Source organism: Streptomyces sp. ERV7, from assembly GCF_001653515.1.
Taxonomy (GTDB): domain Bacteria; phylum Actinomycetota; class Actinomycetes; order Streptomycetales; family Streptomycetaceae; genus Streptomyces.
In genome coordinates this window covers 1,368,896-1,383,211 of the sequence record NZ_LYOY01000029.1, presented here as the reverse complement: position 1 = coordinate 1,383,211, position 14,316 = coordinate 1,368,896, and the positions used below count along the sequence as shown (strand labels likewise).

Annotated in this window: 10 protein-coding genes and 1 pseudogene; 7 read left to right on the top strand and 4 right to left on the bottom strand. The window is 72.3% G+C overall.

Annotated elements, in window-relative coordinates:
• The first annotated feature begins 109 nt into the window (after positions 1–109).
• Complete coding sequence (locus A8W25_RS12590; RefSeq protein WP_067159866.1) at positions 110–949, top strand: MurR/RpiR family transcriptional regulator; 840 nt, start codon at positions 110–112, stop codon at positions 947–949.
• 342 nt (positions 950–1,291) lie between these two features.
• Here A8W25_RS12590 and A8W25_RS12585 read toward each other — a convergent pair whose 3' ends face one another.
• A complete protein-coding gene (locus tag A8W25_RS12585) occupies positions 1,292–2,614 on the bottom strand; it encodes a diaminopimelate decarboxylase (RefSeq protein ID WP_067158380.1) in 1,323 nt (440 codons plus the stop codon).
• Positions 2,615–2,728: 114 nt separating this feature from the next.
• Between A8W25_RS12585 and hutU the strand changes: the two genes are divergently transcribed.
• Entirely contained in the window at positions 2,729–4,390 is a 1,662-nt protein-coding gene (gene hutU, locus A8W25_RS12580; RefSeq protein WP_067158377.1) for a urocanate hydratase, read from the top strand.
• A gap of 12 nt (positions 4,391–4,402) precedes the next feature.
• Here hutU and A8W25_RS32280 read toward each other — a convergent pair.
• Both A8W25_RS32280 and A8W25_RS12565 read right to left on the bottom strand, forming a co-directional pair.
• Positions 4,403–5,527 (bottom strand): annotated as a pseudogene (locus A8W25_RS32280) (DegT/DnrJ/EryC1/StrS family aminotransferase); the annotation flags it as partial.
• Between the two features lie 187 nt (positions 5,528–5,714).
• Complete coding sequence (locus A8W25_RS12565; protein ID WP_234386444.1) at positions 5,715–6,563, bottom strand: RNA polymerase sigma factor SigF; 849 nt, start codon at positions 6,561–6,563, stop codon at positions 5,715–5,717.
• 390 nt (positions 6,564–6,953) lie between these two features.
• Here A8W25_RS12565 and A8W25_RS12560 point away from each other — a divergent pair, with 390 nt between their 5' ends.
• From A8W25_RS12560 to A8W25_RS12540, 5 genes are all read left to right on the top strand, one after another.
• Positions 6,954–7,322, top strand: coding sequence for an STAS domain-containing protein (locus A8W25_RS12560; RefSeq protein ID WP_067159854.1), 369 nt, complete (start codon positions 6,954–6,956; stop codon positions 7,320–7,322).
• 80 nt (positions 7,323–7,402) lie between these two features.
• A complete protein-coding gene (locus tag A8W25_RS12555) occupies positions 7,403–7,873 on the top strand; it encodes an ATP-binding protein (protein ID WP_067159851.1) in 471 nt (156 codons plus the stop codon).
• 191 nt (positions 7,874–8,064) lie between these two features.
• Positions 8,065–8,712 (top strand): peptidase, encoded by a 648-nt coding sequence (locus tag A8W25_RS12550; RefSeq protein WP_067161133.1) that lies wholly within the window; start codon positions 8,065–8,067, stop codon positions 8,710–8,712.
• Positions 8,713–8,747: 35 nt separating this feature from the next.
• Complete coding sequence (locus A8W25_RS12545; RefSeq protein ID WP_067161137.1) at positions 8,748–9,677, top strand: hypothetical protein; 930 nt, start codon at positions 8,748–8,750, stop codon at positions 9,675–9,677.
• A 1,124-nt stretch (positions 9,678–10,801) separates the two neighbouring features.
• Entirely contained in the window at positions 10,802–12,208 is a 1,407-nt protein-coding gene (locus A8W25_RS12540) for a hypothetical protein (RefSeq protein ID WP_067161130.1), read from the top strand.
• 72 nt (positions 12,209–12,280) lie between these two features.
• Here the strand turns inward: A8W25_RS12540 and A8W25_RS12535 are convergent, their stop codons facing one another.
• Complete coding sequence (locus A8W25_RS12535) at positions 12,281–13,810, bottom strand: peptide MFS transporter (RefSeq protein WP_067159848.1); 1,530 nt, start codon at positions 13,808–13,810, stop codon at positions 12,281–12,283.
• Positions 13,811–14,316: the final 506 nt, after the last annotated feature.

The window sequence follows — 14,316 nt, the reverse complement described above, 5'->3', positions numbered from 1 at the left end:
GCGCGGGCGCAGTGGGGGTAGCCCCCGTACTTGCCCGTCTGCATATGGTCATGCAGAGTGCTGGGCGACTGAATATCGTGGAGTGACGGGCGTGAGGAAGGGGGACGGCATGAGCGACGGCCCTGCCGCGCGGCTGCAACAGCTCTTCGAGGGGCGCAGGCTGACACCGACCCAGCGGCGGATCGCGCACTCCATGGTGCGCCGGGCCGCCGATGTGCCGTTCCTGTCGAGCGTGGAGCTGGCGGAGCTGGCCGGGGTGAGCCAGCCCTCGGTGACGCGCTTCGCGGTCGCGCTCGGCTTCGACGGGTACCCGGCGCTCCGCCGCCATCTGCGCGAGGTGGTGCCCGCGTCCTCCCCCAAGGAGGGCGAGGACGAGTACAACGAGTACCAGCAGGCGGTCCAGGCCGAGATCGAGAACCTGCGCCATCTGGCGGGCCTGCTGGCCGACCCCTCGCCGGTCGAGGAGGCCGGACGGCTGCTCGCCGGGTCCCGGCCGCTGCCGGTGCTCGGGCTGCGCGCGGCCTCCTCCCAGGCGCGCGGCTTCGCCTACTTCGCCGCCAAGGTCCACCCCGACGTGCGGCTGCTCGACGAGGGCGGCTCGATGCTGGTGGACCGGATCGACGCGGCGCGTCGGGCGGGGGCGTCGGCGCTGCTGTGCTTCGCGCTGCCGCGGCATCCTCGGGAGGTGGTGGACGCGCTGGCGTACGCGCGCTCGGTGGGCCTGACCGTCGTCACGGTCGCCGACTCGGCCTTCGCGCCGGTGGCCCGCCACAGTGATCTGCTGATCCCGGCGGCCGTCGGCACCGGCCTCGCGTTCGACACCGCCTGCGCCCCGATGCTCCTCGGCCGCGTCCTCCTGGAGGCGATGTGCGACAGCCTCCCGGACGCGCAGGCACGGCTGGAGTCGTTCGACGCGGGGGCCGCGGGGCGCGGCTTGTTCGTGGAGTAGTCCGTCCCGGCCGGGGGCACGTGCTCGCTTACGGCCCGGCGGGGCCTTTCCGGCCCGGACTTTATCTGCGGACCGGTGGGTGGTTGCTCGCGCAGTTCCCCGCGCCCCTCAACCCTCTGGACCTGCGGACCGTGGCGGGTTGCTCGCGCAGTTCCCCGCGCCCCTGAACCCTCTGGATCCGCGGGCTGTGGGTGGCTGGTCGCGCAGTTCCCCGCGCCCCTGAAGGCCTGTGGCTGAGCTGCGTTTCCGGCTGCGGCGGACTACCTAAGGGGCGCGGGGAACTGCGCGGCCAGCCAGCCACCGGCCCGCAGGTGAAGTCCGGGCGTGAAGTCCGGGCGTGGGCTAGAGCAGGGCGTCCGGGGTCGGGCCGCCGGATTCTGCCACTATGGCCGCCACCGACTGCGGCTCCCGGACCACCGCGAAGCGGACGCCCGACGGGGACGCCGTGAAGCCGTAGACGCCCGGTCTGGCGAGGCTGTTGTACGCGTAGTGGTGGGCGAAGTAGTACGCCCCGGTGTCCAGCACCGCCGCGTAGTCCCCCTGCTCCAGACGCGGCAGCAACCGGGCCTCGGCCAGCAGGTCCCCCGCGAAGCAGGCCGGGCCGGCCACGTCCTGGACGACGGGCGGACCGGACTTGGGGCGGCCCTTCGGGCCGTACGCGGCGATCCGCAGCGGCCAGGACGCGGGCGCGTACACCGTACGGGCCGCGATCTGGACGCCCGCGTGGGTGACCGCGATGGCCCGCCCCCCGGACGTCTTCGCGTACTCCACCCGCGCCAGCACCGTCCCGTGCCTGGCGAGCAGCGAGCGGCCGAACTCGGTCACCAGCGCGTACGAGCCGTCGAAGAGCCCGGGGACCTCGGTGCGCAGCAGCCGCGCGTACTCCGCGTACGTGGGTCGGTCCTCGTCCGAGGCGAAGTTCACCGGCAGCCCGCCGCCGAGGTCGACCGTGTCGATCTGCCGGCGGCCCACGCGCGCGTTGACCTCCTCGGCCAGCTCGTACGCGGCCCGCACCCCCTCGGCCATCAGCCCCAGCGGCACCCCCTGGGAGCCCGTGTGGGTGTGCAGCCGGGTGAGCCAGGGGCGGTCCGCGTACGCCCGCACGACCCACTCCCGCGCCCCCTCGTCCCGCAGCGCCACCCCGAACTTCGAGGTCGCCGTCGCCGTCGAGAGCGCGCCGATGGACCCCGCGCCCAGCTGCGGGTTGACCCGCAGGCCGAGCGGCGACGCGGTCGCGGCGGAGGCGACGAGCGCGTCGAGACGGGCCAGCTCCTGGGGGTTGTCGGCGTTGACGGCGATGCCGAGCGCGAGCGCCTCGCGCAGCTCGGCGGGGGTCTTGGCGGGGGAGTCCAGGACCGTGCGGCCGGGGCCGATCCCGGCGGCGCGGGCCAGCGCCAGCTCGCCGGGGCTGGCGACCTCCGCGCCCAGCCCCTCGGACGCGAGCAGGCGCAGCACGGGCACCAGCGGGCACGCCTTGACGGCGAAGGCGTGCAGCACGGGCGCCTCGGTCACGGCCGCGAAGGCCGAGGTCAGCGCGGCTGCGGCGGCCCGGATGCCGGTGACGTCGAGGAGCGCGGCGAGCGGGGTGTCCGGGCCGACGAGCCCCTGCTCCACGGCCGCCCGCACCGCCTGGTCGCGGCGCGCCGCCGCCTCCGTGTCGGTCATGGAATCCAGCCAAGCACCAGGTGCGCCGACGCGCAGACGTACCAAGGTATTGACTAGTTCTATTCAGAAAGACAGGATGTGAATATCTGAGTCACGTCGTGAGGAGGCCTCGCCATGTCAGGACCCCGCCCCGTACGGGCACCGCGCGGTACGGAACTGACCACCCTGGGATGGCAGCAGGAAGCCGCCCTTCGGATGCTCCAGAACAACCTCGACCCCGAGGTCGCCGAGCACCCCGACAAGCTCGTGGTCTACGGCGGCACCGGCAAGGCCGCGCGCGACTGGCGCTCCTTCGACGCGATGGTGCGCACGCTGCGCACGCTCAAGCAGGACGAGACGATGCTCGTCCAGTCCGGCCGCCCGGTCGGTGTGATGCAGACCCATGAGTGGGCCCCGCGCGTCCTGATCGCCAACTCCAACCTGGTGGGCGACTGGGCGAACTGGGAGGAGTTCCGCCGCCTGGAGCAGCTGGGTCTGACCATGTACGGCCAGATGACCGCGGGCTCCTGGATCTACATCGGCACCCAGGGCATCCTCCAGGGCACCTACGAGACCTTCTCGGCCGTGGCGGCGAAGAAGTTCAACGGGACGCTGGCCGGGACGATCACGCTCACCGCCGGGCTCGGCGGCATGGGCGGCGCGCAGCCGCTCGCCGTGACGATGAACGACGGCGTCGCGATCTGTATCGACGTCGACCCGCGCGCCATCGAGCGCCGCATCGAGCACCGCTACCTCGACGTGAAGGCCGACAACCTGCGGCACGCCCTTGAGCTGGCGGTCGAGGCGCGCGACGCCCGCCGGCCGCTCTCCATCGGCCTGCTCGGCAACGCGGCGGAGCTGCTGCCGCAGATGCTGGCCGAGGGTGCGCCGGTCGACATCGTGACCGACCAGACGTCGGCGCACGACCCGCTGGCGTACCTGCCGGTCGGCGTCGACTTCGACGACATGGCCGCGTACGCGGCGAAGGACCCGGCGGGCTTCACCACCCGCGCCCGGGAGTCCATGGCCCGGCACGTCGAGGCGATGGTCGGCTTCATGGACGCGGGCGCCGAGGTCTTCGACTACGGCAACTCGATCCGCGGCGAGGCCCAGCTGGCCGGGTACGACCGGGCGTTCGCGTTCCCCGGCTTCGTCCCCGCGTACATCCGCCCGCTCTTCTGCGAGGGCAAGGGCCCGTTCCGCTGGGCGGCGCTGTCGGGCGAGGCGTCCGACATCCACAAGACCGACAAGGCGATCCTGGACCTGTTCCCGGAGAACGAGTCGCTGCACCGCTGGATCAAGATGGCGGGCGAGCGCGTCCACTTCCAGGGCCTGCCCGCGCGTATCTGCTGGCTCGGCTACGGCGAGCGGGACAAGGCGGGCGAGCGCTTCAACGACATGGTGGCGTCCGGCGAGCTGGCGGCCCCGCTGGCCATCGGCCGCGACCACCTCGACTGCGGCTCGGTGGCCTCCCCGTACCGCGAGACCGAGGCGATGCTGGACGGCTCCGACGCGATCGCGGACTGGCCGCTCCTGAACGCCATGGTGAACGTCGCCTCCGGCGCGTCCTGGGTCTCCCTGCACCACGGCGGCGGCGTCGGCATGGGCCGCTCCATCCACGCGGGCCAGGTCACGGTGGCCGACGGCACGGCGCTGGCGGGCGAGAAGATCCGCCGCGTACTGACGAACGACCCCGGGATGGGCGTCATCCGGCACGTCGACGCCGGATACGACATCGCGGAGTCGGTCGCGGACGAGCGGGGCGTGCGGGTGCCGATGCGGGAGGGTGAAGCGTGACGGGGGGCACCCCTCCCGAGGCCGGGCCCCCGACTCCTCCAGGACCCGCAGCGACAGTTCGGCCCTGAGCGGGTCGACGGGCAGGGCGTGCCGCGCGAACCAGCGCCCGGCCTCGGGAGCGGGCGAGGGGTCGGTGAAGGCGGCGCCCGCGTAGTCGTCGAGCGGGGGGTCGTAGAGGTAGCCGACGTTCACCCGCGCCTCGGCGAGCGCCGCCCGCGCCGCGTCCCGGTCCTCGACGAGCAGCGGCACCCGGAACAGCGGCTGCACGGGCCCGGACCCGGGCCGGGCCCACTCGCTGGCCAGCAGTTTCTCGGTTCCCGCCCGGTGCAGGGCGAGCACCGCGTCGAGGCGGTCCAGCTTCCGCCCGATCCGGGCGCGTCTGAGGCCGCCCGCGCCGGTGCGGTAGTCGTGCATGTCCACCCGTACCCAGGAGTGGAAGTCGGCCAGGGCGGGCGCGGCGGCGACGGCCCTGGTCAGCTCGCCGGGTCTGAGCGCCATCCGGATGTCCTCGCGCTCCTGGCGCCCGAGCGTCCGCAGCACCGACCGGGCGGCGGGCGCGAGCCGCAGGCCCCGGACGGCCGCCTCCGCGTACGGCCGGGCCCAGTAGGCGAGTTCGGCCGTACGCCGGGGCGGGTCGAGGAGTTCGTCACGGGCCTTGGCCAGGGCCTCGCGCAGGCCCGGGTCGGCGACCGCGAGGAAGCCGCCCGCCTTGGCGGCGGTGTGCTTGGAGAGCGAGAAGACGGCCGCGTCGCCGAAGGTGCCGACCGCCTGCCCGTCCACCTCGCTCCCGATGGCGTGGGCCGCGTCCTCGATGAGCGCGATGCCCGACCGGTCGCACCTGGCGCGCAGTCCGGGCGCCGGGTCCGGGTTGCCGTACAGATTGGTGGTGAGCACCGCCGAAAGCCCCGACCAGGTCTCCTCCGGTACGGCGGCGAGGTCGATCGAGCCGTCGAGCGGGTTCAGCGGCGCCTGTACGGGCCGCAGCCCGGCCGCGAGCACCACGAAGAAGATGACGTCGTCGTTGACGGGCGACATCAGGACCCGGCCGCCGGGCGCGCACCAGTGGCGCAGCGCCACGTACAGCGCGAGCCGGCAGGACGGCAGGTACAGGCACTCACGCCCGAGCCGGTCCCGCATGGTCGCTTCGAGCGTCGAGCACGACGTGGTCTCGTACGGCATGAGTCCCCCCAGACCCCCGGTTGCCCCGCGCTCAATGTGACCGAGACCGCACGGTTCGTCAACAATGCGGCGGGCCCGTCCCCATAAGGAACGGGCCCTCGCACAGGCGTGCCCGGCATGCTGCCGGGCCTGGGGAGCGGCGGTGTCACTCCTCCAGGGTCAGCCCCCTGCGCAGCCGGGTCAGGGTGCGCGCGAGCAGCCGGGAGACGTGCATCTGGGAGATGCCGAGCTCCTCGCCGATCTCGGACTGGGTCATGTTGGCGACGAACCGCAGCGACAGGATCTTGCGGTCCCGGGGCGGGAGTTCGGCGATCAGCGGCCTGAGCGACTCGATGTACTCGACGCCTTCGAGGTCGTGGTCCTCGTAGCCGATCCGGTCCGAGAGCGCGCCCTCGGTGTCGTCCTCCTCGGGCTGGGCGTCCAGCGAGCTCGCGGTGTACGCGTTGCTCGCCGCCATTCCCTCGACGACCTCGTCCTTGCTGATGCCCAGGCGCTCGGCGAGCTCGCCCACCGTCGGTGCGCGGTCGAGTTGCTGGGCGAGTTCGTCGCCCGCCTTGGCCAGGTCGAGGCGGAGCTCCTGGAGGCGCCGGGGGACCCGGACCGACCAGGAGGTGTCGCGGAAGAAGCGCTTGATCTCGCCGACGATGGTCGGCATCGCGAAGGTCGGGAACTCCACGCCCCGGTCGTGCTCGAAGCGGTCGATCGCCTTGATCAGGCCGATGGTGCCGACCTGGATGATGTCCTCCATCGGCTCGCTGCGCGAGCGGAACCGGGAGGCGGCGAACTTGACCAGCGCGAGGTTGAGTTCGACGAGCGTGTTGCGTACGTAGGAGTACGCGTGGGTGCCCTCTTCGAGGGAGTCGAGCCGGGCGAAGAGCGTCTTCGACAGGGCCCGCGCGTCCAGCGGCGCGATGTCTTCGTAGGGAGGGATCTCCGGGAGATCGTCGAGTCCCTCGATCGTGGTGTGCGGCATGTGCGTTGCCGACGTATCCATGGATTCGTCGAGCCGGGGTGACATGGGGTCTCCTCCATCGTTCTCGGCATATGGCTGCCGATGCCCATACGTGGCGAATCGGTGTGCGGCGCCTCCATGGCCGGTCGTGGTGAAAAACTGCTCCTCCTACCCCTACCCGCTTTGGTCGTACCGTCGCAAGGTCGTGTTGTCCGCATATGTCCGGTTCGGGACGGTGTTTGGCTTCCGGCGCGCGTAGGGAAGGCGTAGTGTTCTCGGGGAGTCCGCGTGTACGGAGCCGTGTTCGGTGACATATGCGGAGAGGTGCGTCACTTGTGACGGGGAGCACAGCGACCGCACCCCATGGGCCACGCGAACCACTGCCGCAGCGGTCACGGTGCGGCACGGCGAATCACGGCGAAGAGGGACGGCATGGACCGCGGCACGGTCGGCAGCACAAACGGGGGCCGGCTCAAGGTCGGTGTCCGCTCGCACGGCCGCAGCGAGGTCTTCACGCCCGTGGGCGAGCTGGACCACCACACGGCGGAACTGCTCAGCGAGCCGTTGGAGAACGCGGTGGAGGCGGGTCGCAGCCGGCTGGTCGTCGACTGCGGGCAGCTCGAATTCTGCGACTCCACCGGACTGAACGTGCTGCTCGGCGCCCGGCTGAAGGCCGAGGCCGTCGGCGGCGGGGTCCATCTGGCGGGAATGCTTCCCGTGGTGGCCCGCGTCTTCGAGATCACCGGAGCGGAAGCGGTCTTCACCGTGCATGATTCGCTCGAAGCCGCACTGGACGACTGACCCCGCTCTGGCGGGGCAGGAGACCAGACTCAAGACGTTGGCGAACCAGGCATTCGGTGAATCGGTGAGGTGAAGCGCTGATGAGCACCACCCGGCAGCATCAGCCGGGCGACCGTGGCCCCGAGCCGGACGGAGCTCCGGTGGCGGCCTCACGCGTCCTCGCCCTGTACGGAGCCAGTGGCATCGTGCCGCTGGCGCGCGACTTCACCCGCCAGGCGCTGCACGACTGGGGCTGGCTCCCGGCCGCGTCCGCCGACCGTCGCGCGGCCGCCGAGGACGTCCTGCTCGTGGTCTCCGAGCTGGTCACCAACGCCTGTCTGCACGCCGAGGGCCCCGAGCAGCTCCGGGTCGCCTGCACCTCGAAGGTGCTGCGCCTGGAGGTCACCGACCTCGGCTCGGGCCAGCCCGCGCCCCGCACCCCGCACCGCGCGGGGCGGCCCGGCGGCCACGGCATGTTCATCGTCCAGCGGCTCTGTCTGGACTGGGGGGTCGTCCGGACTCCCGGAGTGCCCGGCAAGATGGTCTGGGCGGAGCTCGCCGCGCCCGCGTAGGGCGCCCCCTCGGAAATCCGGCCCCGCGCGCGGCGCCCGCGCCACGGGGCACTCGTGTCACTTGCGATCCCTCATCCACTGCGTTGTGTGTCTTCCCTCTCCAAGGTCCCCGGCGTACCTTGACGCCCAATCTGATGTGCCGTCAGTAACGTGAACGGCCTCGGGAACGAGGGAAATTCGAGGTGTCGGACGTGTCGTACCAGAAGCGGACAGCACTCGCCCTTGCGGCTGCCGTGGCGGGCCCGGTGGTGCTGATGGCCGCCCCCGCCGCCCACGCCGACGTCGTGGACGTCAACTACAAGTGCGAGACCCCTATCGGACCCAAGAGCGCGGTGTCGCCCATCGACATCAGGGCGGTCAAGAGCGGCAGCGCCTACAAGCTGACCATGTCCTTCCAGAAGGGCGTCTCCTCCAGCCCGGTGGCGCTGGGCGCCGGGGCGATGAACCCGAGCGCGGTCATCAAGCTCGGCGGCCCCGACAAGGGGACGGTGGCGGTGGCCGGACCGGCCAACACGGCCGAGATCCCCGCCAACGCCCCCATCAAGATCAGCGACCTGAGCGGTACGTACACACCGAAGGCGTCGGGCAAGGTCACCTTCACCGCCTCGATCCTCACCATCAAGGCGCTGGGCACCACCACGACCTGCACCCCGGGCAACAGTCCCGGCCCCTCCCTCTCCCTGGACGTCACCGGTGCCTCGGGGCCGGTGGAATCGCTGCCCAGGACCGGCCCGCTCGACTCCGCACTCGCCCTCGGCACGCTCGGCGGCACGGTCCTGCTCACCGGCGCGGCCGGGGTGCTGTGGCTGACCCGGCGCGGCGCCCGGGCGCACGGCTGAACCGGGCCGTATCCACGCCCGACGGGGAGCCGCTGATGCCGCCACGACCGCTCCGCCTGGCCGTGTTCGCCGCGGCCCTGGCCCTGACCGCCCTGTCCGCCCCCGCCGCGCGCGCCGCCGAGGGGGAGTGGAGCGCCGCGCCCGCCTCGGGCGGGGGCTCGCGGCCCAGCGGCGACGGCAGACCGTACTTCTATCTGGAGGGCGCGCCGGGCTCCGTACTGGAGGACCGGCTCTCGCTCACCAACCCCACCGGGCGCCCGCTGACCCTGCGGCTGCGCGGGGCCGGCGCGTACAACACGCCCACCGGCGCCTTCGCGGTGCGGCCCGGCGCCGACCCCTGGCTGGCGCTCGCCTCGGGCGAGGTGCGGATCCCGGCGCGCACCCGGGCCGAGGTGCCGTTCGCGGTGACGGTCCCGGCGGGTGCGGCGCCCGGCGACCACCCGGCGGCGCTGGTCGCGTCCGGCGGCGGACGCGAGGCGGGGGTGCGGGTCCAGGTGCGGGTCGCGGGCCCGGTGCTGCCCGCGCTCACCGTCGAGGACGTACGCCTCGACAAGAGCCGCTCCCTCATCCGGTACGCCCTGGTCAACCGGGGCAACACGACGCTCGCCCCGAGGCTCGCCGTCCGCGCCGACGGGTTCTTCGGGCAGCGGCTGCGGCGCCCGGCCCGCGCGCTGCCGGTGGAGCTGCTGCCCGGCCGGCGCGTCGAGTTGACCGAGCCGTGGCGCCCGCCCGCCCTCGACCGTGTCGAGGTGCGGCTGACGGCGGCGGCGGACGGGGCCGCCCCGAGCGAGGCGAGCGCCTCGGCGGTGTCCGTGCCGTGGGGTCCGGTGGCGGGCGCCGGATGCGTGGCCGCGGGCGCGGGGGCGGCGCTGTGGTTGCGGAGACGGCGCCGCCGGGCCGGGCCCGGTGAGCCGGAAGAGCCCGAGCCCGTAAGCGAGTCGGCGACGACGGGAGCAGCATCGTGAGGCCGCGTACGAGAGTGGCGGCGCTGGTCGCGGCCGTCCTGCTGATGCTTCCGCCTGCGTGGGCGCAGCCGTCCGCGGCCGCGAGCGCCGACGACGCCAAGCCCGTCGTGACGCTCTCCGAGCCGGAGGCGGCCAAGGGGAGCGAGATCACCGCGAGCGGCACCGGCTGGCGGCCCGGCACCCTGCTGATGCTGCTGGTCTGCGGCCAGTCCACCCCCGGCCAGGGCGTGATCGGCGGCACCAACTCCTGCGCCAACGCCGACGGGCGCGCGGTGACCACCGACGCCAAGGGCGCCTTCAGCAAGCCGCTGCCGGTGTCTGCGCCGCCCAAGCCCTGCCCCTGTGTGGTGCACGTGGCCACCGTGACGGGGGAGCAGGCCGTGGTGGACGCCGAGTTGAAGATCACCGGCCATCCGGTGGCGCCGCTGCCCGAGCAGTCCGGTACCGGGCGCCTCAGCGTCCTGACCGCGCCGGAGCTCGACGGGAGCAGCGGGATCCTCACCTGGTTCGGGGCGCCGCCCTCGCGCACGCTGGTCGTCACCGTCGGCAACCTCGGCTCGGCCCCGGTCAAGGACCCGGTCTTCCAAGTGGGCACCTCCCACGGCGTGTTCGCGCCGCAGTGGGAGGACCGGCAGTGGAAGGGCACCATCGCGCCCGGCGGCAAGGCCGAGGTCCGCCTGGGCTTCGAGCTGTCGGCGGGTGCGCACGGCGACTACCAGGTCTCCGTGAAGTACGGGCAGAAGGTGCTCGCCGGCCAGCCGTGGGGGGTGGGCCGCCCGTGGGGCGTCACGCTCTTCTGGATCCTGTTGTGCCTGGTCGTCCCGGCGGCGGTGTTCCGTATCGGCATGGCCGTGGTGGACCGGGTCCGCCCGAGCGGCGCGGGGCACGCACGGCGGGGCCGCGCGGACGGTGGCCGGGGACGGTGGCCGGGCCCGCCTGCTCCGCCCGCGACGCCCCGCGCACGGGCCCGCCGACGGACCGCCCCCGCGGCCGTCCGCCGGCAACGCCTCCACCACGAGCACGGCGACGACGCCCCTGCCGTGGTTCACCCCCGACTCCGCACCGACCGAGAAGCGTCCGAACACCCCCACGACGAAGGGAAATCCGTGACCACGCAACGGAGGATGAGCGCGGCAGGAGTCGCGCTGATGCTCGGGGGCGCGGGGATCATTCTGGCCGCCGGGCCCGCCCGGGCGGCAGAGGTCTCCTACGCCACCGAGTGCATCCCGCCACCCATCTCCGGCCTGCCGGCCGTCGAGGGCACCACCAAGGTGCAGCTCACCGCGCCCGCCGAGGCGAAGGTGGGCGACGAGGTCGAGGTGGTCTGGAAGACCACCCAGGCCGCGTCGAAGAACCCCGACGTCCTCGACCTGGGGAAGGACACGGTGAAGCCGACCGGCACCGTCAAGGTGGCCGGTGCCCAGACCGCCGACCTGGGGGTGGAGGGCCCTCGGCAGAACCCGCCGATCCCCAAGAACAGCCCGATGGTCCTGCCCGACATGAAGGCCAAGCTGAAGCTGACCAAGGCGGGCGAGGTCACGCTCACGCCGGACAAGTACAACATCAACGTCAGCAAGCCGATCTCGACGGACACCAAGTGCTCCCCGAAGGAGAAGGTGGGCGCGGGGGCGACGATCAAGGTGACGGAGGGCGGCGGCACGACGGGCGGCACGACGACGTCCGGCGGGACGACCACGTCCGGCGGCTCGACGGGCAGCGGCGGCACCACGGCCTCCGGCGGCACGACGTCCGGCGGGACCACTTCGGGCGGGACGGCCTCGGGTGGGACCACCTCCGGCGGGACCACCTCGGGTGGGACGACGACGTCCGGCGGCACCACGTCCACGGGCGGCGGCACCGGTGGCTCCGGCGGCCAGAGCGACTTCCCCGGCAAGGAGGTCGCGGTCACCTTCGCCTGTACGGCCCCCGGCCCGTCGAGCATCAACTCCAAGGTGACGATCAACGCCAAGAAGAGCGGCGGGAGTTACGCCCTCACGGTCAAGACCGCCAAGGGCGTCATGAACAGCCCGGCCCCGCTGCCGGTGGGCGCGCTCAAGCCCTCCATGCAGGTCACCGTCGGCGGCGCCGACAAGGGCGCGGTGACGGTGACGGGACCGGCCAACTCCGGCCCCCTGAACACCGGCGACCCGGTCAGCCTCTCCGACATGACCGGCACCTACACACCGGGCGCGAGCGGCAAGTCCACGCTCAGCCCCGGCACCCTGTCGATCGACGTCACCCTGGCCGGCCAGAAGATCCACATCCCGTGCACGGTCAAGGGCGCGGCCCCCGTGTCCCTGGAGCTGGACACCGCGGCCCAGCCGGGCGGCGCGTCCGGCGGCACGGGTGCGTCCGGCGGCTCCGGCGGCGCCACCGGCGGCAGCGCGTCCGCGGCCGGCGGCCTCGCCGATACCGGCGCGAGCGACCACGGCGCCCTGCGCGCCCTCGGCCTCATCGCCGGGACCGCGGTCCTGCTCGGCGGCGCGGTCTTCACGTTCACGCCGTGGCGGCGGCTGCGCGGCACGCGCTGACACAGCGCCCGGTACGCGGAACGGCCCGGTACGCGCGATGCGTACCGGGCCGTTCCGTGCTGTGCGGGCGCGTCAGCGGACGGCGCCCATGTGCTCCTTGACCTTCTTGCGGTACATGAAGACGGCCACACCCGCGAGGACGGCGAGGGCGGCCTCGACCGCCACGGCGCCGGTGCGGTCCAGGCTGATGCCGAACACGGCGGGGTTCGAGAGCAGGCTGGTGATGGAGTCACCGGCGGTGACCGCGAGGAACCACACGCCCATCATCTGGCTGGCGTACTTGGCCGGGGCCATCTTCGTCGTGACCGACAGGCCGACCGGCGACAGGCACAGCTCACCCACGGTCTGGATGAAGTAGATGCCCACCAGCCACATCGGGCTGACCGCGGTGCCGTTCGCCGCCATGCCGAGCGGGATCAGGAAGAAGAAGAACGAGACCCCGATGAGCACCAGGCCCATCGTGAACTTCACGATGCTGCTGGGCTCCTTGCCCTGACGGTTCAGCCACATCCAGATCCAGGCGAAGACCGGCGCCGCCGCCATGACGAACAGCGGGTTCAGCGACTGGTACCAGGAGGTCGGGAAGCCGAAGCCCAGCATCGAGTGGGAGGCCTTGCCCTCACCGAACGCCTGGACGGTGGACGCACCCTGGTCGTAGATCATCCAGAACACGGCGGCCGCGACGAAGAACCAGATGTAGCCGGTCATCTTCGACTGCTCGGGGGCCGAGAGGTCCTTGTCGCGCTTGATCCGCAGCAGCACGGCGGCCGGAACGACCAGGCCGATGATGGTGAGCGGGATCATCGCCCAGTTCAGGGTGAAGTGGCCGGTGAAGCCGACGACCGCGTAGAAGGCGGTGGCGATGGCCACCCAGATCAGGCCCTTGCGCAGGAAGGCCGTGCGCTCCTCGGCCGCCAGCGGCTTGGGAACGAGGTTGCTCTTCGGGCTCAGGTTGCGGGTGCCCAGGAGGAAGGCGGCGAGACCGATGGCCATGCCGACCGCGGCCATGCTGAAGCCGAGGTGCCAGTTGACCTTCTGGCCGACGGTGCCGATGGCCAGCGGGGCGAAGAAGGCCCCCGCGTTGATCCCCATGTAGAAGATCGTGAAGCCACCGTCACGGCGCGGGTCGTCCGGGCCGTCGTAGAGGTGGCCCACCATCGTGGAGATGTTGGCCTTGAGCAGACCGGAACCGGCCGCGACCAGCGCCAGACCCGCGAAGAACGGGGCCTGACCGCCGGGCAGCGCCAGCGTGACGTGCCCGGCCATGATCGTGACGGCCGCGATGGCGACCGTCTTGCGCGGGCCCCAGACTCGGTCGCCGAGCCAGCCGCCGGGCATGGCGAGCAGGTACACCATCGCCGAGTAGACGGAGACGATGACCGTGGTGGTGGCCACGTCCATGGCCAGACCGCCGCCCATGCTCCCTTCGCCGGCGCCGGGGCCGCCGGAGAGCAGGTAGACGGTGAGCAGTGCCTTCATGCCGTAGTAGGAGAAGCGCTCCCACATCTCGGTCATGAAGAGAGTGGCCAGGCCGCGGGGGTGGCCGAAGAAGGTCTTCTCGGCGGTGGTGCTGGCCGAGTCCTTCGTCAGGCTGGACGCCATGGTCGATCCTTGCTTGCTCGGGACGCGCGCTTCGTGAGCGGTGATCGCGCCCGGTGGGGGGTGGCCGGCACCGGCAGGGGAACCGCCCCGCCCCTACGCCCGAGGGGTTCGCATCCGTGGTGACGGAGTCGAGAGGACGGACCCACCGGGATCCACGCCCGGGGCGCGACATCGCGCCCGGGGCCCGGCCCATAGGTCATTCACTGTCTTCGGAACCAGTAATTCCGGTCCTTGTGCAGAAAAGAGACCTTTGGCGCGCCAAGCAAGCCAAAGGTCCCCGTGTTAGTGCTAAAGGCGTTGAGACACCATACGACACCACACAGCCGCATATGGAAGGACTTGAGATATGGATCACAGGCGTCGCCGGAACCATCTGCCCACATTCGAAGGTGGTTAACAGGATCGCATCCCAGAGGCAGAGGGGTGGGCGCACAAAAGACGATCAAGGAACGGCCGTCGGACGATCAAGAGACGGTCAGGCGACGATCAAGAACGGACGCGCTCCC